We start from the raw sequence: 20,611 nt of genomic DNA on the forward strand, positions 1-20,611 counted from the left end.
TGGAATATGTTTGTGATGATGAAATTCATCCAGGGTATTCCGGAAGCACTGATCGAATCGGCTGAGATCGATGGGGCGAATCCTGTCCGCATTCTCTTCGTCATTATTATGCCGCTTTCGAAACCCATGCTTGCAGCCATTGGTCTTTTTACTGCAGTGGGGCACTGGAATGACTGGTTTTCTGGCGCATTTTATGTCTCAGATCAGAGTCTGATTCCGGTTCAAACGTTTTTGCAACAGCTGCTGTCTGCCCAGGATATTTCGACTGTCCTCGGATCCAACAATAATCAGGAAGCTCTGGCCCGAGGTACCATGCTCTCTAACGTTACACTTATGTCCATCAAAATGGCGACAGTCATGGTAAGCGCGCTTCCGATCCTGTGTGTGTACCCATTCCTGCAAAAGTATTTTGTAAAAGGTGTGCTTATCGGCTCAGTAAAAGGATAACCCAATGAAAAATGAAGCAACAGAATGGGTTTTCTAATCCTATACAATTTCATAATGACCGAGGGGGACGCATGTGATGAGTTTACGTCAACAGAAGAGAAGAAAGCTGGCTCTATTATCGATGGCTCTACTGATGTTTGGGATAACGGCATGCTCAAGCAGCAGCACGGAGAGTGGCGGCAGTTCTGCAGATTCTTTTAAACTATGGCTGGGATGGAACGCAACAATTAATAATCAAAGTATGGTCCAAACGTATTGGAAAGAAAAGGAACCAGGCATAGACGTTCGGCTGGAGGCTACGCAGGGCGACGTAATGACAGAGCTTAACCTGAAATTGAATACTGGTGGCTTTGATGATGCCGCCTTGTTCTCACGCAGTGATGTCGTCACCACTGCGATGACGCGTTCGGGCACCGTTCTTCCGCTGGAGCAATACTTTGATATGCCGGATAAATATCCGGGGTTGGCCTCCATTCCGAAAATCTATCTGGATCAGATGAAAGCTCCAGACGGACATATCTATTCCATTCCGACATGGTTTGATCAAAATCCCGATGATCCTTGGCCCGGTTGGGCTTCGTACGGCTGGTTTGTCCGTACAGATGTGCTGGAGAAAACCGGCATGACAATAGACGATCTGAAATCGTTGGACGGTATAGAGAAGTTTTTGGGATTGGCGGCAAAGCAAAAGGATGCAAACGGGAAACTTTTGATTCCCCTTAGTTTTCTCTCTGATGCAGGCGATGAAAATGTCATCCTGAGTACATTTGGAGTTACGGTCAGTACGGCTGGCGGCGTCATTCCAGTGGAGAAGCAAGGTGATGACTATCAGTTTATCTATGATAATCCACAATATAAAGCAGCTTACCAATGGATGAACAACATGTTCCGAGAAGGGCTTCTGGATCACGAAGCGATTACAGACAAGAAGGAGCGTTACAAGGAGAAAAACAAAGCGGGACGTGTAGCAATGAATGCAGGAGGGTTCTTTAATATGGACGCCCAGTTGTGGGAGGTACTTGATGGACCAACCGACCCGGCATGGTACTATGATGTCATTTCCTATCCGAAAGTGGATAACGTTAGTGAGATTGGCGCTAATCAGATCATCAATCCTTATCCTGCCAATGACGTATTTATCAATAAAAACACAAAAAATCTCGACTCCATTCTTGCTTTCTTCGATTACACACTACAGCCCAAGCCCGAACAGCAGCAGGTCGTGAATGAAGGTCCACCAGGAGTGTTCTGGGATTGGGTGGATAAACCATTGGGAAAATGGGTGTACTCGGATGTGAATTATAAGGCCTTGCATGACTCCGGAGATCAAGCGAAGAAGGCAAGCACGACACCAGAGCTTTACGCGGCTTCTTCCTATAGTAATGACTGGTATCCATGGTGGAATTATGGAGTTACTGATCCGAAAGGAAGATTCAAAACGATTGAATTCACCGAAAAGATTGGCAAAATGGGTGGAACCAGGGTTGCTCAAAACTACGATATGGTGAAGGCCAAACCGGGTGGTTTATGGGAGAAATATTTGCCTGAACTTGATAATGTGCGAAAAGAGTATAAAGCCAAGCTGATTATGGCGAAGGATGATTCACAATTTGAACAGGCTTGGAGTGATTTCCAGGCTGCACTGGAAAAACGAGCACATTGGAGTGAACTCAAACAGGAATGGCATGAGGAGCTTCAAGGCAACTAGTAGTTAGGAGAAGGGGACTGTCGAATATGACAGTTCTCTTGTTGCTTTTGCATATTTATGTGGTGACAAGGAAATTAAATAAATGTGAGTCAAAAATTAGAGGAGAGAGTGGTGCCATATTTCTCGGCATTATCTAATAAATAGGTGCAACGTATGCATTTCAGTGCTAGACTACCAGTAAGATTAATTGTACTAAAGGAGAGGAACAGAATGATTAAAAGTTTAGATCGCATTAATCAATTGGCGAAAAAACAGCGTGAAGAGGGTTTGACAAATGCGGAACGAGTTGAACAACAAGTATTACGAGAAGACTATTTACGGGAAATTCGAGGGCAGGTTCTAAACACTTTTTCAGCGCTTACAATACTCGATCCACATGGAAATGATGTAACACCAGACAAAGTACGAAATGAAAAGGGAATCGGTTTATAGGAAAGATTAGCTTGTTCGAAAAACGAAAAGCCTACGATTATTCATTGACAGAATGGATTGTATAAATACACTTTTTTTTCTAGTTGATAACGTGGGGTTCTTCTCATAAACTTCATAAATGATATTAATAAATTCAGAACCGGAAGTTCTGGCTGATTGCAGCGTAATTGAATAAAAGTGCTTAACGGTTTGTTTTTCGGTGGGAAAAAACGGCCTTATTGAAGTCGCTAATTTAGCGGCTTTTTTTTATTTTAACGTTCTAAGTTCTCGTCTCATTACAGGACAAGAACTTAGAACGAATTCCGAATTCCGGTCAATGAGTATTCACTCACTGGAAGGATACAGATATATGTGATAAAATGTGAGTATGTATAATTGATTCAAGTAACCTAATTCAATGGAGTTGATATAAGATGGAAGACAAACAAATTAAGATTGGTCTTTCTAAGAAAGACGGACAGCTCGGTTTCGTTTTTACACGAGGAGGGCCGCGTGAGGGTGCAGGAAGAAAGGGAATTGGTGTGACAAAGAAGGTTTCCTTGACTTTAACTGAAGATCTCTGGGAAGAAGTTGATCGTGAGTGTAAAGATTTAGAGATCTCTCGGTCTGCATTTTTAAGGAATTTGATTGAATCTTATTACGAAGCTAATTAAGAAAGGCAGGTGAATAAGTTGTTAGTGCACTTATCGAGAGATTTACTTGCTAAGTCTATTCAACATGTCTTTAAGGCTTTATCGAATAATAGTCAGGGTATATTGTCCGGGCTATACATATATGCAGGAAATGAAGAGGTCGTTTTTAGAGGTAGTAACGCAAGTCTAACGGTTCAATATAGGGCTTGTGTTACTGATAGCATGATTCATATTTTTAGGGAGGGAAGCATTGTCTGTCCAGCCAAGTATCTATATGAAATCATTCGTAAATTGAATGATGGAAATGTAGTCTTGGAGGTAAATGAGCAACTTATACTAAGTATTATTTCTGGGAACACGCGCGTTAGTCTGAGCGGATTGTCATCTATTGACTCCCCATTTATCACAACACCACAATATCATCAACACTCAGGAAATAGCATAGATGTATCTTCCAACTCATTAAAGTCTATGATTAAACAGGTAGTGGGGGCAGTTTCAACATCCGAGGCTAAACCGATTTTGACAGGAGTATTGCTGGAGGTTCAAGAAAGCCTGCTTACTATGATAGCTACAGACGGGGTTATACGAATGGCTAAACGGTCTATCTGGATTGAGAACGGAAGGGGATTCTCGGGAAATGTTGTGATTCCTGGTATTAACTTAATGGAGATAGTCAGGCTGCTGGATGATGACGAACAAGCAATGGTAACTATACAACTTAACCATCATGAAATCAGGTTTATAGCACAAAATCAGATTATTGAATCAGTGTTAATCGAGGGTGTATACCCATCAACCAGAAATCTTGTTCCAACTACTCATGTCTCCGAGATTATCCTGAATATCAAATCATTTAGACAAGTGATTGACCGCGTATTTGTGTTGGCTGATTATCATTTAATTACGATTCATGTTTCAGAGAAGAAGTTGGAGCTTAGATCAAGTACGGCCGAAATTGGTGACGTAAGAGATGAGCTTCTTTTGGAAGATAAGAACGGAGCGAATTTTAGCATTACGATTAATGGAAAGTATCTTCTAAGTACGTTACGGAGTATTGAATCAGATAGCATCCGAATACGCTATGCTGGTAAAAAAAGTCCCCTTGTTTTGATTCCGGCTTTGGAAGATAACACATGGCTGTTCTTGTTGAATCCTGTTATGAGAGGGTAATCATTTAGATGTTAAAATATTATTTAAGCAATTATTTAAAGACGGCTTGGTCTAATAGAAAGTGTTCATCGGCATGAAGAAAAGAAAATGAAAGCGTTGACATTTGTTGAATAGCATGATAATTTCATAACTATAATCTTATACTTTTAACAGGGATGTTACCTCAATAGGGCATAACCTGATCTAATATGAAGCGCACCGATTTTATTTGTGCTTTATTGGATCAGGTTTTTTTGTTGAGATTGTGAGCGGCTTCTGTAATTTTGAAGTCTTCATAATAAATATAAAAATCATAAATTGGGGGTAAGAGCATGAAAAAGAATCTTATTTTTGTCTTATTAATGAGTATGATGGTGTTCAATTTAACAGCTTGTGTTAGTCCAAATCAAAATGCAAGTGGAAATTCCGATGAGGATAATCAAGTAGCAGAAAAGCAAAAAGAACCAGGGAAAGTGACGATTTATCTTGTTCGTCATGGTAAAACCATTTTAAACAATACTGACCGGGCTCAAGGTTGGGCTGACGGCCCACTTATTCCTGAAGGTGAAGAGTTAATTAAAAATGTAGGGAAAGGACTGAGTGAAATACCATTTACTGCTGCTTATTCAAGTGACAGTGGTAGAGCAATACAAACAGCAAACTTGATACTAGCTGAAAATCAAAATGCAAAAAACTTAGAGTTAATTCAAAAACAAGGAATTCGTGAAGGGTATTTTGGAAGTTATGAAGGAGAAAAGAATGAAGTTATGTGGGGAGATGCTGCTAATCACTTGGGTTTCGAGAATCAAGAAGAACTTTTAGCTAGCGGTGGCAATATTATCGAAAAGATAATGAATGCAGTTTCAGAAATTGATCCTTCTGAAGAAGCGGAAAGTTATGAGGAATTAAACGAGAGGGCTTTCAGCGAATTTAAATCAATTGCAGATGAGGCCTATCATAATGGTGGTGGGGATGTATTAGTGGTATCACATGGAATAACTATGGGAACAATTCTCGCTCAAATTGATGTTAATAAAGTGCCAGCCGGAGGTTTTGCTAATGGCAGTGTAACGAAGTTTGAGTACGACGGAAAAGATTGGAACGTATTAGAAGTGAATGAATTGAAGTATGTAGAAGAAGGAAAATCAAAATAGTTAAGTAGTAGCAGCGATCTTGAATCGACATCTAATTTAGAAAACGTCCAATTTCTTTCAGAAAGAAATTGGACGTTTTGTTATTGTGATTATATGAAAAAATTTTATTATATTTAATTTCCATATAATTTAGTGGATAAAATATCGGAAGGATATACCTGTACATAGCCCTCTAAAGTACACTCTGCGAGCTTGCGTGTTATATTATATATTTTCTAATGCACTAGATTCTCTAAATCTGGCTGCAATTTGTTACGAAGAATATACAGCATGATGGCTCCAACAAGGAACGCGACGACATCCGCAATGACGAGGGACCATACCACCCCGTGGAAGCCATTTAGTCGGTTGGCGATATAGAGCACAGGAATTAGAGTAATTCCTTGAATGACTGACATAATGAAGGCGGCGGTACCTTGCGCTGTTGCTTGGAAAATCCCCACAAACAACGAGGTCATCCCTGTAATAAATAAGGATAAGAACGTGACATGCAGAATGTAACTACCCATTTCAATTAATTGCGGGTCATTCGTAAATAAACCAATTAAGTGATCGGAAATCAAATAGACGATAACGCCGAACACAACAGCTAACGCTACAATCGCTTTGATCGTAAATCCAATGGTATGCTTCATGCGTAATTTATTCGCTGTAAAAGAGAAAGCAATCAACGGAACGACTCCCTCGCATAAGCCCATCAGAATAAACTCAGGAAATTGCAACAAACGGGATGAAATTCCGTACCCCGCTATGGCCTGATCCCCATATTCGACAAGAAAATGGTTCAAAATGAGCGACATTGCACCCAAGAAGACACTCATTACAAAGACGGGAACTCCGATTTTGAATACATTACTCAGAATGTCTTTGGAAGCCTTGAACCATTTTACCGAGACGGTCAAAAATTGGCTCTTATATCCCATATGGAATGCGTAAAATATACTGGCAACCAAGTTAGAAATGACCGTAGCAGACGCAACACCGATTACACCCCAATGGAAGATGAAGATGACTATCGCATCAAGAATAATATTTACAATCACACTGAGAATCATACCGATCATGGATGTGATTGCTGCACCCTCCGAGCGCACGATATTCTCCAGCGTGAAGAATAATATGACGAATGGTGAACCGATAAGCATAATCGTGACATAGTCTTTTGTAAATCCGAAGGATTCAGGCGTTGCTCCCAGGCTATGAACAATTGGGTCTATCAGCGGGAGGCCAATGGCCATTACGATAAGACCAAGAACTAAACTGCTGTAAAAGGCGAATGAAGAAACATGTTTTAGATCATCATATCTTTTTTCTCCTAGCAAACGGGAGATGAATGTACCGCTACCCATACCAATCAAGTTACCGAGCGCCATGATCACTGCGAATAACGGCAAGGTTAGAGCGAGTGCGGTTAACATGGCAGTATTGCCCAGTGTACCAAGGAAATACGCATTCAGGATAGAATAGATGACACTCATCGACGTGCCTAACATCATTGGTACAGCGAAGTGAGCTACGGCTTTTGCGATCGGTGCTTTTTCAAAATAATGGAGGTTTTCTGCATCCATATGGTTCACTACTTTCTTCATTTATTTTTTGAAATGACCTGGAATTCTAACGATATTCCAATTTCCAATCTAACAGTGTTAGTTTGTGCCTTACAGTGTTAGATGTTATCATGAACTTATGAACCTGTAAAGCATAATCTTACACTGTTAGATAAAAGGGCGGATACTGATGAAAAAACAACAGCCTCAGATTTCGGAGGATAAGATTTTGGAAACCTCTTGGGAGCTTCTTGGGGATGAAGGTATTGAGAAATTCAGTATGAGGCGATTGGCCGATCGGCTGGGTATTCAAGCTCCTTCTCTGTACTGGTACTTTAAGAGCAAGCAGCATCTCTACCAGCATCTGGCCAACCAGATATCGAAAATGATCCTGAACGAATTCCAATCCGACGGGGACTGGAAGGTGCAAATGGAGGGCCTTGCGATATCGATACGGAGTGTACTCTGCCGGTATCCCTGCTCCACGCAGCTTATGATGCAGACACTGCCCCATGAGCCGGACATGATTCGCTTCACCAACCGTATGCTTCTTTGCATGGAATCGACGCCACTTGAGCAAGAGCAGAAATTGCAGGGCGTTCTTACGCTTGTGAACTATGTTTTCTACTTCGTTCTGGATAATTATGAGCACCAGCGTACGATCTCCGTTATGCTTAAGAACCAGGGAGAGCTTCCGGGCGGGGAGATGATCCAGCTCCTGGACTCCATGAGCGAGACGGAAGCAGGACTGTTCCGGAGAATGCACAAGGGGGGGCTGTTTGAGATGATGGGGACAGACGGAGCGTTTGAGTTTGGCTTGAAGCTGATTTTGTCGGGAATTGAACAGGTGATAAAGGAACAAGAGAATTAGAATGTAAAAAAACCGCTCATCCGGTTATCGGATGAGCGGTTTTTGATGAGGCTTATCGTTGTGATATGAGGATTAGCACACAGGGTCTTTCTTCTAAGCATGAACGTAATTGCTTAAGTATCTTCCGCTGCCCCCTCAAAGTTAGATGACATCTAACTTTGAGGGGGCATTTTTTGTAGGACCGCAACCATCAATCATCTAACGACAAGTAAGTACTGTAAGCTATATCTCGGATAGATACACCTCCATTTAGTTATAACGACACCCAAATTTTTTATGAAATCTTGACAAGTAAACTTGGCAAATATATATTAATAACATGACAAGTTTACTTGGCAAACAGGTTGGGAGGGATTCGTATTAATAAAGATGAAATTTTGTCGAAAAGCAGAAAAGAAAACAAGAATAAGGATTTATTTAAAATGGAAGTTCAGATAAATGCGGGAAATGTTGGTTCTATTACGGCGATCATAATAGCCACCATCTTTTTTGTAACACAAAGTCTGATTGGAGATGGTATGGATTTTGGCTTATATGCCATCATTTTTTCTATTTCCGCCGCTGGCTTCATCGTCAAAGCAATCCGAATGAAACTTAGACGCGATATTATGCTTTCAATTATTTATACACTTGCAACGCTGATTTTATCGGTTGTCCATATTTATAAATTGATAACAACTTATATAGGGTGATCCAATGGAAGATGAATTGATCCTGAGAAATCATTTGAAAAAAGTAAGGACTGAACAAAATTTATCACAGGCACAGCTCGCAAAATTAGTCGGCGTTTCTCGGAATACCATTAGTTCCATTGAAACAGGCCAATTTAATCCAACAGCAAAACTGGCCTTGATTCTTTGTATTGCTTTGGACAAGAAGTTTGAAGACCTATTTTATTTTGATTGAATCTGAAAAATGGAATTTAATATCCAGTATAAGGGTGATTGAAGATGACTGAAGTAAAAATGCATGAAGAAATGAATCAACTGCGTCGCCCAGGTTGGCCTGAAATTGTAGTGTGTTTTGTTATATATGTTGTAGTCGTTTTGGTCATGGTACAAATTATCAGTGCGTTTATACCGGAGGATACTGTATTTTTTGGATTAAGTTTGTCGGCACTATCCGCATTCGCTGCCGTATGTGCGTTCTTGGGAGCATACTTCCTTCGAATTCGGACAAATGCTTCCTTCGGCTTAATTCGCGTATCCGGGCGATGGCTGCTGATCGGTGTGGGGGTTGGGGTAGGTGTATTCGCACTCGCAAAAATTTCTTCAATACTCTACTTGATGCTTGGGTTCCAGTTTACTAATATTCAGGAATCCTATAGCACAGCTGCAACAGGCGGAGTTCTTTCCTTTATCATCCAGATCATATTAATCGCTGTCGCGACACCAATTGGTGAAGAACTGGCTTTTCGAGGCGTTCTTACGAGTGCCTTGCTTAGGTATCAACCTTGGATATGCATTTTTGTAAGTGCTCTTGTCTTTACAGTAGCGCATGGTCTAAACGAGATTACGCCTATAGCATTTATTACGGGTGTGGCTACAGCTTACTTGTTTTATCGAACCAAGTCTATTTGGCCGGGGGTGGTTGTGCATATGGTGAATAATGCCTTAGGTACAATACTTTCTGTTTTGATAGCCTCAATGCTTTGATTTGAAAAACGTGATATAGAACTAGTGGTGGAACGAAGGATGATATTAAATTATATGCTGTTATATTGGCAGCGCCCGGAGGTTGGAAGATGGATATTGGAAGCCTATTAGAAGGTGTAAAGGAAGCGAATATTATTATTCAATTAGGGGCTGTGTTTCTGGTCTCACTTGTGCCTTTTCTGGAAGGCTATATTGCAGCCTCAGTCGGGATTATTGTCGGCATTCCGGCCGTTCCGACGATAGTAGCCGCATCGGTTGGAAACTGGCTGTCTATCATGGCGATTATTGTATTGTATGATAAGCTGCGTCATCGCCGAAATGCTAAACAGAGGGACGGGCGTTCGAACAAGAGAATGGAACTCGCTCGCAAGTTATTCAACAAATACGGCGTGCCTGGTGTCGCGCTGATCGGGCCTCTCGTATTCGGCCATCATGTTGGGGCATTTATTTCACTCATATCGGGAGCATCTAGGCGTTATGTAACATTGTGGATGACGATCGGTGTCTTGGTCTGGACGATCGCCGTAGGTGTTCTAGCCGCCGTGGGTGTTGATGTTGTAAGCCGTTTGCGCTAAAATTCGCTTAGGAAAATGTTTGTGCAAGCGCAAGCTCAGGCTGTCGAGAAAGTGCTCGACAGCTATTTTATATGTCTATTCAGTTCAAGGTGATACCGCTTTAATACTATACAGATAATCAGTCGGATTGGACGAGAACAACATAGTATCGTTCGAATTCGCTTACAGTGCGTCTCTAACTGTTTTTGCGATTGAAATAAAATCCCGAATGAATCCCTCCACAACATCTCTATCATGTGAGCATAGCACGATATTGTTGGTAAAACGCACATCAATTACATCCACTATAGCTAATTCTCCTCGTTGGATAAATGGACTGGCTACTAGAGAAGATACAAAACTGACGCCATATCCGGCGACCACAGCCTGGATGATTTCATTAATTCCGTTAAATTGCAATTCGATCTTGGGCTGACTGACATCCTGAACGCTGCACACCTCAAGGAGTCTCTTTCGGGTCATACTACCTTCCTCCCGCATTATAAACGGCTCTCTCACCATGTCTTCCAGAGAAATTTGTCTGTTGGCATATTTGTGGTTCGACGCAACCACAAATTTATATTCATCTTGATATAATTCCATAAAATGAAGTTGTTGTTTGTTTGGATTGGTAACTTCGTTATTTCCAAAGATCGCGATATCCGACTCGTAGTTTGTCAATCTTTCAAGTGCGGCTTGTGAATTCACTGTCGTAATTTCCACTTCTACTTCCGGATACCTTTGTTTGAATAAGGAAGCCCACTTGGGGATTAGAAAGCTGGTCGCCAAGTAGTTTCCAGAGATCCGCAGTTTTCCCTGCGGATGTTTATGATAATCTTCAATCATCGTTTCGATTTGCTCTTCGATAAGAAACAGTTTCTCAGTGGGTTTTAACATTTTTTCTCCCAAAGAGGTCAGAACCAAATTCCGTCCTTTTTTCTCAAATAAAATGATGTTGTATTGCTTTTCAAAATTCCGAATTTGGGCAGAGATGGCAGGTTGGCTTATATTCAGCCTTTTCGATGCCTCAGTAACGCTACCGGTTAGAGCAACGTTATAGAACAGCATTAATGCATGCAGATTGATAGTCAATCCAATCACCTTCTATATATTTTATTGATATATAATATAAAACTTATATTTTTATTTTATACATCGTAAACCTATAATTCAATTACACAAAAAAAGGAGGCAACAACATGACAAGCACCACCACCATTTATTTCGTAAGACACGGCCAGACTCATTGGAACTTGGAACAGAAGATGCAGGGGCATATGGACTCACCGTTAACGCCTGAAGGCAGACGGCAGGCTTCCCGATTACATGACCGCTTACAGACGATCACATTTGATGCGATTTATTCGAGTCCAAGTCCGAGAGCGTTGACAACGGCCCAGATCATTTGTGAAAGCTCCTCCGAAAGCATCATTAAGTTAGATGAACTAAAGGAAATTCATATGGGACTGTGGGAAGGACAAAGCGTACCAACAATACAGAATGAGCATACCGTTGAGTGGGAACATTTTTTTAATAAACCTCATATATACCGTCCAACAGGACAGGGAGAGACCTATTCGGAGCTGTTAAATCGGGCGGTAATGGCTGTGGAAAGAATTTTACTAGAATGTGAGGGGAAAGTCGTTCTGGTCGTAAGCCACCGTATGACCCTAAAAACGTTAATGAACCATTATTCCGGCATGCAGTTGAGTGACATGGGAGATTTGCCGGATGTTCCTTCAGCGAGCTTAAGCAAAATTGCTTTTCGTAATTCTCATCCATCCATTGAGCTATACGGGGACGTCTCTCACTACTAAGTACTTGCCGGCGGTAATCTTTACGCATACGGGTCGAATAATTCAGTCGGCCAACTGGTCGTTGGTACTCATGATCCCATCGAAAGTCGCTATTGTAGCGGCTTTTTTTGTTTTATCGTACAAATCCATGTACCGTATCGAGAGCAAAAAGTTGGTTCGAACCCTGGATAGATAAAATATCTAAATATTAAATTTACAACAAAATGTGACCAAATGCCGTCCTTGAGAGTGTTAGAGATATAAAGGAGGGCAGAACAACCATGCAGCGATCAGTGCCCCAACTGGGAGATCATGTGATGAAAGTCTATGAGACTTACGCGGATACGCTGTTCCGGATTGCCATGGTGCACCTCGGCAGGCGAGAGGACGCGGAGGAAGCCACTCAGGATACCTTCATCAAGTTAATGGAAAAAGCCCCTACGTTCAACGATGCAGAGCATCAGAAAGCATGGTTGATCAGGGTCATCACCAATCATTGTAAATCCTTATTAGGCAGAGGCTGGCGCAAACGGGAGGTCAAGCTGGAGGGAGCAGATTCCCATACGACAGACGACCCTGAAGATCAGGCGTTGATCGAACTTGTACTTTCACTGCCCGTCAAGTATAGATCGGTGGTTCATTTGTACTATTACGAAGATTATCCGATCCGGGAAATCGGCGAGATCCTGCAGATCAGCGAGTCTGCGGTGAAGATGCGATTGAAGCGGGGAAGACAGCTGTTAAAACTGGAGCTGGAAGGAGAAGAACCCCAATGAACGAGGAACAATTCAAACGAAACTATAAGAAAGCGGTGGATCATATGAAAACAAACGACCAAATGAAAAAACGGATAGAGCAAACTCTGAACACACAACGTCATGAGCAAAAACGCCAGCGGAAACCTCTTTATATTGCAGCAAGCGTCGTCATTGCCGCCAGTATTGGGCTCGCAGCACCAAGCGTATGGCAGCAAATGAACGGACCAGCTGAAACAGCGACACAGGTGGCACAGGTCACTCCAGGCGCGTCATTTGACCCGGTGGTGATTCCGAAGATGGAGCTGCCTGATTCGAAGAATGGCGTGAAAGCCGATATGCTTCAACTGGTGGTCTATCAGGGCAATGTCTATACACAGTCTGCTACATCACTTGACGGTACGGATGCGCTTGCCCTGCGAGGCGAGAAGCTGGGTACTACGACCGGCGGCATTCATGAGCTGAGCGACAAGGGTGAGTACACGGAGCTGGCCTCCAACATTGGAGAAGCGGACATCTATGCGGTCAACGGCTACGACACGAATTTCCGCATCATGTCTTACACCGAGATCGATGGTCAGGTGTATGCCCAACTGTTTGACCAGAGCAACGGCATCACTATCGGCAGCGGCGAAGACCTGATCGGCAAGCTTCACCTCGAAGGCAACGTCACTTCGGCGCAGTGGGAGACCTTCGCCAGCTGGAACAACGGCTTGCAGCAGCTGCAGCCGCTCGGAGCGGACAAATCGCTGAACAGTTTTATCTCAGCGCTTTATGCTGCCAAACCGGTAGCAACTAGCCCTGAACTGGAGGATCGCCTTTACGGGCAGGAAGATCGTAAGATCATCTACCTGACGCTCGAAGATAAGACGCAGGTCCAATTAGTCCTGTTTGGGGAAGGTCTGGTGCGTTACGGCAATGTACCGGTATTCTTCGAAATCGAGAAAGGTGCCTTCCAAGCATTCTGGAACAACCTGGGTGAATAAGGCGAAACCAGCGAGAAGATGAACATTCAGGATTAGGGAACTGACTTCATGCTGACTCGGATAAAATTAAGATAACAAAAAGCCCACGTATTGCTCAAGTTGGAGCAGTACGTGGACTTCGAATTGAATTACTGTTGGTTAGAAATTACTCTATCCAGGAATGTATCAGCGTCGCTATTTAATTTCCAAACGATACCAAATTTATCCACCAACATTCCGAAGCAGGAAGACCAAGGCATTTCTGATAAAGGCATGATCACATAGCCACCTACAGACAAATTAGAAAAGTAATTTTCCATTGCCTGTTTATCATCAATAATGATACTAATGATTACATTGTTGCCTTTAACCAGCTCACCCGTTACATTCTTCATCGAAGGAAGAAGATCCGACATCATTATTTTCCCACCAGCGAATTCTAACGATGACTCCATAATCATATTCAACTCATTTTCTGGCAAAGGGTAGTTTGGATCTTGTGAAAAATCCTTGAATTTCACTTTTTTTACCTCACTTGCGTTTAAAGCTTCTGAATAAAACGCGATGACTTGCTCAGTGTTCCCATCAAAATTTAAATATGCAATAACTGACATGATAAAACCTCCTTTTTGTAATACATGAAGTGTAAGCTATAATAGGTGACAGCTATATTGTCACCTATTATAGCTGCGTTCAAAATTTATTTACCTAAAGAGGACTATCATGAACAAAATTGAAAGATTAATATCGATCATAATGATCTTGCTGCAAAAGAATGTGGTATCAGCCACCGAATTTGCGAAATTATTCAATGTATCCAAAAGAACGATTCTACGTGATATGGAAACACTTGGATTATCTAACATTCCCATTTATTCTATAAATGGAGTGAACGGTGGATACGGGATTATGGATGAATACAAAATAGACAAACGACTTTTAAGTAGCAAAGATTTAGAAAATATACTAACTGCACTGGGCGGATTAGGAAAAATTCTATTTAGTAACGAAGTAGAATCAACGCTTAAAAAGATTGAATCGATGATAGGTTCAACGACTTCGGGAGGTACAATTCAACTGTCTTTTTACAATTGGGATGGTCGTCCTGAAATTGTCCAAATCTTAAAGACCTGTCAGGAAGCAATAGAGCAAGGAAGGTTACTAACATTCGATTATATAGATCAAAGTGGGGTCAAGTCGCAGAGACGGGTCGAGCCATACCAGCTTCATTTTAGTGAAATGAGTTGGTATTTGAAGGGGTTTTGTTTAGATCGAATGGAATATCGAACTTTTAAATTGTCCAGAACGGATAATCTGAATATCGATATTAAAACATTTGTTGCTAGAGATTATATGACTGAACAGAAAACAGAGCAATATTATCAACCGAAACTTGTTACAATTAAAGTATTGATCTCACATCGAATAAAAGATCAATTTATTGAAAGGTACGGTCAAAAACGAATTGAAGCTCACAATTCTGAACTCTTTATAGCCGAAATAGATATGCCACAAAACCACTTTGGATTTCGGTTTTTAGCTAGTTTCGGGACGGATTTGGAAATCATAGAACCTAAAGCATATGTTGAAGAATTTCGAGAGTTTCTAAATGGCATGATAAATAAATATGTCTAAGAACCCATATCTTAATTCTGTTGAATGTTTCTTCTTTGTATAGGCTGGTCTCTTTTTATGATAAGAAGGAGGTATTTAGTTATGGAAAAAGCGATCTACTTAATTACAGGCGTAATGGCTTCTGGTAAGTCAACAGTGTCGGAGCTGCTGGCTTCCAAGCTGGGAAAAGCCGTGCATCTGCGTGGTGATATATTCCGTCGCATGATTGTATCCGGCCGCGAAGACATGTCCGCTGAACCGTCGGATGAAGCAGTCCGTCAATTATATTTGCGTTATCAGTTAGCCGCAAATGCCGCAAAAACCTATTATGAGAATGATTTTTCAGTAGTTTTGCAGGATAATTACTACGGTGCGGAATTAGTCTATATGATGGACCAGTTAAAGGATTACCCGGTTCAGTTAGTTGTGCTGTGTCCGAAGGTAGAGGTAATAAAAGAGCGTGAAAAATCAAGAGGAAAGATCGGGTACACTGGTTTTACGGTAGAGAATTTGTACTCGGAATTTTTGAAAGTAACGCCTCAAATCGGATTTTGGCTCGATAGTTCGGAGCAGTCCCCTGAGCAATCAGTAAATGAAATTTTACAACACTTTAGATGAAACCAATGATTAATTTCAAGTCGCAAAAAGTCACAGAATGCTCCGAATATGTAGTTTTTCAAACTTTGTACAATGCGTAATGATCATTAAAATATGCAATAATAAAGTCCCGGAAACTTCTTGCCGAAGAAGATAAATGTCTTTCCTTCACCCAAGATAGTCCCACTGGATAAGTAGGATTAATATCCGCGATTCTGACGTAAATCAAATCCAATTTTCTACAGACCGAAATTGGGAGCAGCGCGATACCCTGATTAACCTTAATAATTTCCGCCAGTAAATGAGAATCTACCTCGAATATATTCTTAGGAGTGAATCCTGCTTTTTTGCAAAGCTCGGTTGTAAAGAAGCTATATTCCTCATTATTAGCAAGGGAAATAAAAGATTCATGGGCCACTTTGCTTAGCGGAATTTCAGATTTTGTCGCAAACTTGTGAGTGGATGGTAAAACTAGCACGATATCTTCATTAATAAGGACACAACTTTCAATCTCATCGTCCGCTATAGGTGGACCTGCGATCCCCAAATCAATATCCCCTTTTTTTAAGCTTGCAAGGATGTCATTTCTAGCTCCAAGTCCTTGTTGTATATTTGTATCCGGCCACTGGGTAATGTACCTGCTGATCAATCCAGATAGGAATCTGGGGTTTGAAATCGATATTTTGATGGTATGGTCAATTGCCATATCCTTCGTCTGTATTTCCATTCTTGCATTTTCAATTTCGGTGAAGATCCTGTTGACATGGTTCAAGAGGATTTTTCCGGATGCATTCAATTGTATATTTCTCCCTTTCCGATCAAATAAGGTTGTACCCAACTCATCCTCAAGTCTCTTTATCGTCAGGCTTAAAGAAGGCTGAGCAATATTTAATTGTTCGGCAGCCTTAGAAATATGTTCTGTATAAGCGACTGTCTGAAAGTATTTCAACTGAAGCAGCTCCACTATAGTGCACCTCTTATATTTATTATAATAAATGAGTTTATATATTATCATGTATTAGATTAAATGTAAATTGAGATGTAAAATGGATTTTGTGATCATCATTTCGGTAGAGAAATCAGACAACAGAATGAAGAAATTAGAGATCGGAAGGTGTCTTTCAGATGAGAAAGGAAGAAGTGGTTAAGCAATTTACAACTCCGCTGGATGCAGGGGCATTTCCTTTGGGGCCATATCGTTTTTATAATCGCGAATACCTGAACATTTTATATAGAACTGATCTGGAACGCTTAAGAAAAATCGTTCCGGAACCATTGGAGGTTACTTCTCCGCTTGTAAGATTTGAGATTATGAAAATGCCGGATGTAACAGGCCTTGGTTCCTATACAGAGTGTGGTCAGGTGATACCTGTTAACTTTGAAGGGGAGGAAGGAGACTATCTCCACGCAATGTACGTAGACAGTTTTCCTGCAATCGCATCAGGCAGGGAGATAGGTGCCTATCCTAAAAAAATGGGCAAATCCAGTTTGTATGTAGATTCCGACACATTGGTTGGACTTATGGATTATGGCTCTTTGAGAGTGGCTACTGCGACCATGGGATATAAGCATTTTCCGCTTGATCATTCGGAGGCGCTACAAGAGATTGTTAAACCAAATTATATGCTGAAAAAGATGCCCGGTTATGACGGATATCCAAGAATCTGTGAATTGGTACGGAGCCAAATTACGGATATTAAAATACAAGGTGCCTGGTCAGGTCCTGCAAGACTGGAGCTATTCGCTCATGCTCTTGCGCCGATGGCAGATTTGCCTGTACTTGAGGTTGTTTCGGCTTCCCATATCATCACAGAACTTTCGCTGCCTTCTCCAACAGTTATATATGATTATTTAGCTGATGAAAAATAAACGTCATTAAAAGCAATCAAAAAGAAAAAGGTAGGGGAATTCCATATGAGAATTGCAATTTTAGGAGCAGGTTCCTTAGGAACCATCGCTGGTGCATATATTGCTGCCGGCGGACAAGATGTAGAGTTGATCGATGTCTATCAAGCACATGTTGACGCATTAAACCAGACAGGGGCCCAAATTACTGGCACTACGGATTTTCAGGCAAAGGTGAAGGCCATTACTCCTGACGACATGTCAGGAACATATGATTTAATCTTGCTTTTAACTAAACAGCTATATAACGAGTCCGTTCTACAAGACCTGTTGCCGTATTTAGATGACCAAAGTGTTGTGCTTTCCTTGCAAAACGGTATCCCTGAAGAAAAGGTGGCTTCCATTGTTGGCCGAGAACGGGTGATTGCCGGATCTGTTGAATTTGGTGCTACGTTTATTGAACCGGGAGTATCAAGACTTACAACAGAGTTCAATCGCTTTAAGCAGTACGCTTTTCAAATTGGCGAATTAAATGGTGAAACAACCGAAAGAATTCAACAGATCAAATCTATACTAGACCTTGTGGGTGGAACACATATTTCCGATAACCTGGTTGGCACGAAGTGGTCTAAATTACTTATTAACAATGCATTTAGCGGCCTATCTGCAGCACTAAACGTGGAGTATGGCGTCGTGCTTGATCATGATATTAGTATTGTAAGTGCCGTCCGTATTGCCGATGAAACAATCAAAGTTGGACACGCAAATGGTGTGAAATTTGCCACGATGGGTGGCTTTGATATTGAATCTTTGGAAATACTAAGTGATAAGGATATCCCGGAACGAATTAAAACACTTCGGGTTCTCATGGAGTCCTCCAGACTGTTAAAAGCAAGTATGCTACAGGATCTCGAAAAGCAACGGCAGACCGAAATTGATTATATCAATGGAGTAGTTCCACGGTCAGCTTCAGGCAAACAAATCTCAACACCTTATAATGATATGGTTGTAAGATTAGTGAAACAAGCTGAAGAATCTCAAACCGTGCCTGATTTCGATACTAATATTAAGTTCTTTGAAGAGCTTAACAATAACAGATGATATAAGCGATTTGTAGATCGCCAGAAAACGTGTTGAGGAGATAATCCCTCAATGCGTTTTTTTAACGCTAAACGTTTCCTTAAAGCTTAGGGCAATTGGGATAATGTCCCATAGTAGATCTCAGTAGAAACAGCAGATAATAAAAGCATGATTTAAGTTCAAAGTTATTTGGTTTTAACTATCCACTACTTAAGGGCAAAATAAGCTTAATCTCTCTTGTACACCTGCTAAAATTTCTTCTGGCATCTCCTTGACCTGGATATCTCCACCTAAGAAAAGCAACCAATTGGTTATTTCGGTTAATTCTTCTGCATGACGAACGTTGATAAACGTCTTTATAACGGCTGTTGTTTGGTAAGGGTTCGTATAAGAAAGTGAAAGCTTTAAAGGATGATATTTCTTGAACTGTGCAATCGCCTTTGGGCCAAGTTCAAGGACAAGGTTGATCATTTCTTCCTGCTTACTTAATTTTTCTAAAATCTTTTTCTTACTTACCTTTTTCTTCGTAGGAAAGGGTTCAATATGGGTGAGATTGTCGACAGATAAAATCCGTCTCTTTTCTTCCTCTAAGTCGAAGCCTTCAATAATCCATAGGCTTTTTTCGCGATAAAGTTGTAGAAGATAAATGGGATACGACTTTATTTCCCTTTCTTCTTGGACGGTAACCAACAAAGAGCTTTCTATTAGAAGAAGCTGGATGAGTTTTTCCAACATTGGGTGGGGCAGGTCTGACAGATCAAGCAAGTCGGGATTATGGGGGTTGGTCCCTTCAAAAAGCAATATTTGATTTAAAAGAACAAGGTCATCTTGCTGATTTTCGGAGATGAGGCCCAGTAACTTTTCGGTTAAAGACTGACGGCTCTTTAGATAAGGGAGTTGTTGATTTCGGGTTGCCATAAAGGCGAGGAAGAGAGCTTTAATTTCATTATCCGTAAAGCGGACCGTGGGCAGGACAGAGTTGTTCATAACAAAATAACCCCCATCCCTCCCAACTTCAGCGACAAGTGGCATGCCCATAGCTTCAATTTCTCGGATATCTCGAATAGCGGTCGAACGAGAGATGTTAAATTCCCGCATGATTTCAGAAATGGTAAAGTGAGCGCGGTTGTTAATATATCTCATGATGATATTAATCCGTTCAACTTTTTTCATCGGGTCCTCCTAAACAGTATCATAATTTGACATGATTTAAGGTTATTATAAACCCATCAAGTGAAAAGACAAATGCATTGATAAATTTAAAAGAGGATGGTGTTACGAATGAGTAATTATAATTTTGAAGAAAAAGACAGCTTTATCGTTTTGGGTATTGGAACTGAGCTTAAGAGCAACTACACAGACTATGCTGGTATTAACAAAGAAAAGGCTGATTTTTGGTCGGCTGTGAAAGAAGATGGAAGTCTGGACTCTTTAAAAGCAATAGCGACAAATGACTATATTTTTGCCGTGAACGAAGCGGTGAATAATAAGATGATGCATTATGCTGGCGTCATGACAGAAGAAACACTGCCAGAAGCAACTAGAGTGATCCAATTCCCTAAAGGTGAGTACCTGGTCGTTAAGGGGGAAGGGGCAACATCTGATGAGTTAAGTAATAACCTTACTGGCGTTGCTTTTGGTCAAGTCCTTCCAACGGAAACGAATTATGCTTATGTCGGTGGGCCAAATACTACGGTTGAGATGGGGCAACGAAACCGCTTGTTATTTGGTGAAATATGGATTCCTGTTGTTAAGAAATAAACTTGAAGGAGAGATCAGAATGTCGTATATCGTTGATTTTAAAAAT

24 protein-coding genes are annotated in these 20,611 nt (G+C 41.1%); 19 read left to right on the plus strand and 5 right to left on the minus strand.

The features are described 5' to 3' along the window. The 6 genes from AMS66_RS33375 to AMS66_RS02810 form a co-directional block, all read left to right on the plus strand. Positions 1-447, plus strand: a 447-nt coding sequence (locus AMS66_RS33375) for a carbohydrate ABC transporter permease (RefSeq protein WP_236703111.1), incomplete at its 5' end; no start/stop codon positions are given. Between the two features lie 76 nt (positions 448-523). Beyond that, positions 524-2,155 carry a type 2 periplasmic-binding domain-containing protein gene (locus AMS66_RS02790; protein ID WP_053779345.1) on the plus strand — a complete coding sequence of 544 codons (1,632 nt, stop codon included), beginning with the start codon at positions 524-526 and terminating at the stop codon, positions 2,153-2,155. 210 nt (positions 2,156-2,365) lie between these two features. Next, positions 2,366-2,587, plus strand: a complete 222-nt coding sequence (locus AMS66_RS02795) for a DUF896 domain-containing protein (RefSeq protein WP_053779346.1) — start codon at positions 2,366-2,368, stop codon at positions 2,585-2,587. 413 nt (positions 2,588-3,000) lie between these two features. Next, positions 3,001-3,240: a ribbon-helix-helix domain-containing protein gene (locus AMS66_RS02800; protein ID WP_053779347.1), complete on the plus strand. Its 240-nt coding sequence runs from the start codon at positions 3,001-3,003 to the stop codon at positions 3,238-3,240. 9 nt (positions 3,241-3,249) lie between these two features. Further along, complete coding sequence (gene dnaN, locus AMS66_RS02805) at positions 3,250-4,392, plus strand: DNA polymerase III subunit beta (protein ID WP_082350541.1); 1,143 nt, start codon at positions 3,250-3,252, stop codon at positions 4,390-4,392. 311 nt (positions 4,393-4,703) lie between these two features. Beyond that, entirely contained in the window at positions 4,704-5,525 is an 822-nt protein-coding gene (locus AMS66_RS02810) for a histidine phosphatase family protein (RefSeq protein WP_053779349.1), read from the plus strand. 215 nt (positions 5,526-5,740) lie between these two features. Here AMS66_RS02810 and AMS66_RS02815 read toward each other — a convergent pair whose 3' ends face one another. After that, positions 5,741-7,093, minus strand: coding sequence for an MATE family efflux transporter (locus tag AMS66_RS02815; protein ID WP_053779350.1), 1,353 nt, complete (start codon positions 7,091-7,093; stop codon positions 5,741-5,743). Positions 7,094-7,262: 169 nt separating this feature from the next. Between AMS66_RS02815 and AMS66_RS02820 the strand changes: the two genes are divergently transcribed. The 5 genes from AMS66_RS02820 (at position 7,263) to AMS66_RS02840 (ending at position 10,173) form a co-directional block, all read left to right on the plus strand. After that, positions 7,263-7,943, plus strand: a complete 681-nt coding sequence (locus AMS66_RS02820; RefSeq protein ID WP_053779351.1) for a TetR/AcrR family transcriptional regulator — start codon at positions 7,263-7,265, stop codon at positions 7,941-7,943. A gap of 332 nt (positions 7,944-8,275) precedes the next feature. Continuing rightward, entirely contained in the window at positions 8,276-8,635 is a 360-nt protein-coding gene (locus AMS66_RS02825) for a DUF6442 family protein (protein WP_144424393.1), read from the plus strand. Between the two features lie 4 nt (positions 8,636-8,639). After that, a complete protein-coding gene (locus AMS66_RS02830; protein ID WP_053779353.1) occupies positions 8,640-8,849 on the plus strand; it encodes a helix-turn-helix transcriptional regulator in 210 nt (69 codons plus the stop codon). Positions 8,850-8,893: 44 nt separating this feature from the next. Further along, on the plus strand, positions 8,894-9,598 hold the full coding sequence (locus AMS66_RS02835) for a CPBP family intramembrane glutamic endopeptidase (RefSeq protein WP_053779354.1): 705 nt from the start codon (positions 8,894-8,896) through the stop codon (positions 9,596-9,598). Between the two features lie 89 nt (positions 9,599-9,687). Then, a complete protein-coding gene (locus tag AMS66_RS02840) occupies positions 9,688-10,173 on the plus strand; it encodes a small multi-drug export protein (RefSeq protein WP_053779355.1) in 486 nt (161 codons plus the stop codon). 162 nt (positions 10,174-10,335) lie between these two features. On the opposite strand, the gene AMS66_RS02845 is transcribed toward AMS66_RS02840, so the two are convergent. After that, positions 10,336-11,244 carry a LysR family transcriptional regulator gene (locus tag AMS66_RS02845; protein ID WP_236703112.1) on the minus strand — a complete coding sequence of 303 codons (909 nt, stop codon included), beginning with the start codon at positions 11,242-11,244 and terminating at the stop codon, positions 10,336-10,338. Positions 11,245-11,351: 107 nt separating this feature from the next. Here AMS66_RS02845 and AMS66_RS02850 point away from each other — a divergent pair, with 107 nt between their 5' ends. The 3 genes from AMS66_RS02850 to AMS66_RS02860 all read left to right on the plus strand — a co-directional run bounded on the left by AMS66_RS02850 (position 11,352) and on the right by AMS66_RS02860 (position 13,689). Then, positions 11,352-11,969: a histidine phosphatase family protein gene (locus AMS66_RS02850; protein ID WP_053779356.1), complete on the plus strand. Its 618-nt coding sequence runs from the start codon at positions 11,352-11,354 to the stop codon at positions 11,967-11,969. Between the two features lie 260 nt (positions 11,970-12,229). Next, positions 12,230-12,724, plus strand: coding sequence for an RNA polymerase sigma factor (locus AMS66_RS02855; protein WP_053779357.1), 495 nt, complete (start codon positions 12,230-12,232; stop codon positions 12,722-12,724). After that, positions 12,721-13,689, plus strand: a complete 969-nt coding sequence (locus AMS66_RS02860) for a hypothetical protein (RefSeq protein WP_053779358.1) — start codon at positions 12,721-12,723, stop codon at positions 13,687-13,689. Before AMS66_RS02855 ends, AMS66_RS02860 begins: the two co-directional genes overlap by 4 nt. Positions 13,690-13,817: 128 nt before the next feature. On the opposite strand, the gene AMS66_RS02865 is transcribed toward AMS66_RS02860, so the two are convergent. After that, positions 13,818-14,282 (minus strand): VOC family protein, encoded by a 465-nt coding sequence (locus tag AMS66_RS02865; RefSeq protein ID WP_053779359.1) that lies wholly within the window; start codon positions 14,280-14,282, stop codon positions 13,818-13,820. A 109-nt stretch (positions 14,283-14,391) separates the two neighbouring features. Between AMS66_RS02865 and AMS66_RS02870 the strand changes: the two genes are divergently transcribed. Together AMS66_RS02870 and AMS66_RS02875 are read left to right on the plus strand one after the other, a co-directional pair. After that, on the plus strand, positions 14,392-15,303 hold the full coding sequence (locus AMS66_RS02870) for a helix-turn-helix transcriptional regulator (RefSeq protein ID WP_053779360.1): 912 nt from the start codon (positions 14,392-14,394) through the stop codon (positions 15,301-15,303). 81 nt (positions 15,304-15,384) lie between these two features. Continuing rightward, entirely contained in the window at positions 15,385-15,900 is a 516-nt protein-coding gene (locus AMS66_RS02875; RefSeq protein ID WP_053779361.1) for an AAA family ATPase, read from the plus strand. A gap of 58 nt (positions 15,901-15,958) precedes the next feature. On the opposite strand, the gene AMS66_RS02880 is transcribed toward AMS66_RS02875, so the two are convergent. After that, entirely contained in the window at positions 15,959-16,843 is an 885-nt protein-coding gene (locus AMS66_RS02880; RefSeq protein ID WP_053779362.1) for a LysR family transcriptional regulator, read from the minus strand. 161 nt (positions 16,844-17,004) lie between these two features. Between AMS66_RS02880 and AMS66_RS02885 the strand changes: the two genes are divergently transcribed. After that, entirely contained in the window at positions 17,005-17,748 is a 744-nt protein-coding gene (locus AMS66_RS02885; RefSeq protein WP_053779363.1) for an acetoacetate decarboxylase, read from the plus strand. Between the two features lie 45 nt (positions 17,749-17,793). After that, positions 17,794-18,825, plus strand: coding sequence for a ketopantoate reductase family protein (locus AMS66_RS02890; RefSeq protein ID WP_053779364.1), 1,032 nt, complete (start codon positions 17,794-17,796; stop codon positions 18,823-18,825). Between the two features lie 189 nt (positions 18,826-19,014). Here the strand turns inward: AMS66_RS02890 and AMS66_RS02895 are convergent, their stop codons facing one another. Next, positions 19,015-19,977, minus strand: a complete 963-nt coding sequence (locus AMS66_RS02895; RefSeq protein WP_053779365.1) for a helix-turn-helix transcriptional regulator — start codon at positions 19,975-19,977, stop codon at positions 19,015-19,017. A 108-nt stretch (positions 19,978-20,085) separates the two neighbouring features. On the opposite strand from AMS66_RS02895, the gene AMS66_RS02900 reads away from it, so the two are divergent. Then, positions 20,086-20,565 (plus strand): GyrI-like domain-containing protein, encoded by a 480-nt coding sequence (locus tag AMS66_RS02900; RefSeq protein WP_053779366.1) that lies wholly within the window; start codon positions 20,086-20,088, stop codon positions 20,563-20,565. Positions 20,566-20,611: the final 46 nt, after the last annotated feature.

It is taken from the genome of Paenibacillus xylanivorans (assembly GCF_001280595.1).
Lineage (GTDB): Bacteria > Bacillota > Bacilli > Paenibacillales > Paenibacillaceae > Paenibacillus > Paenibacillus xylanivorans.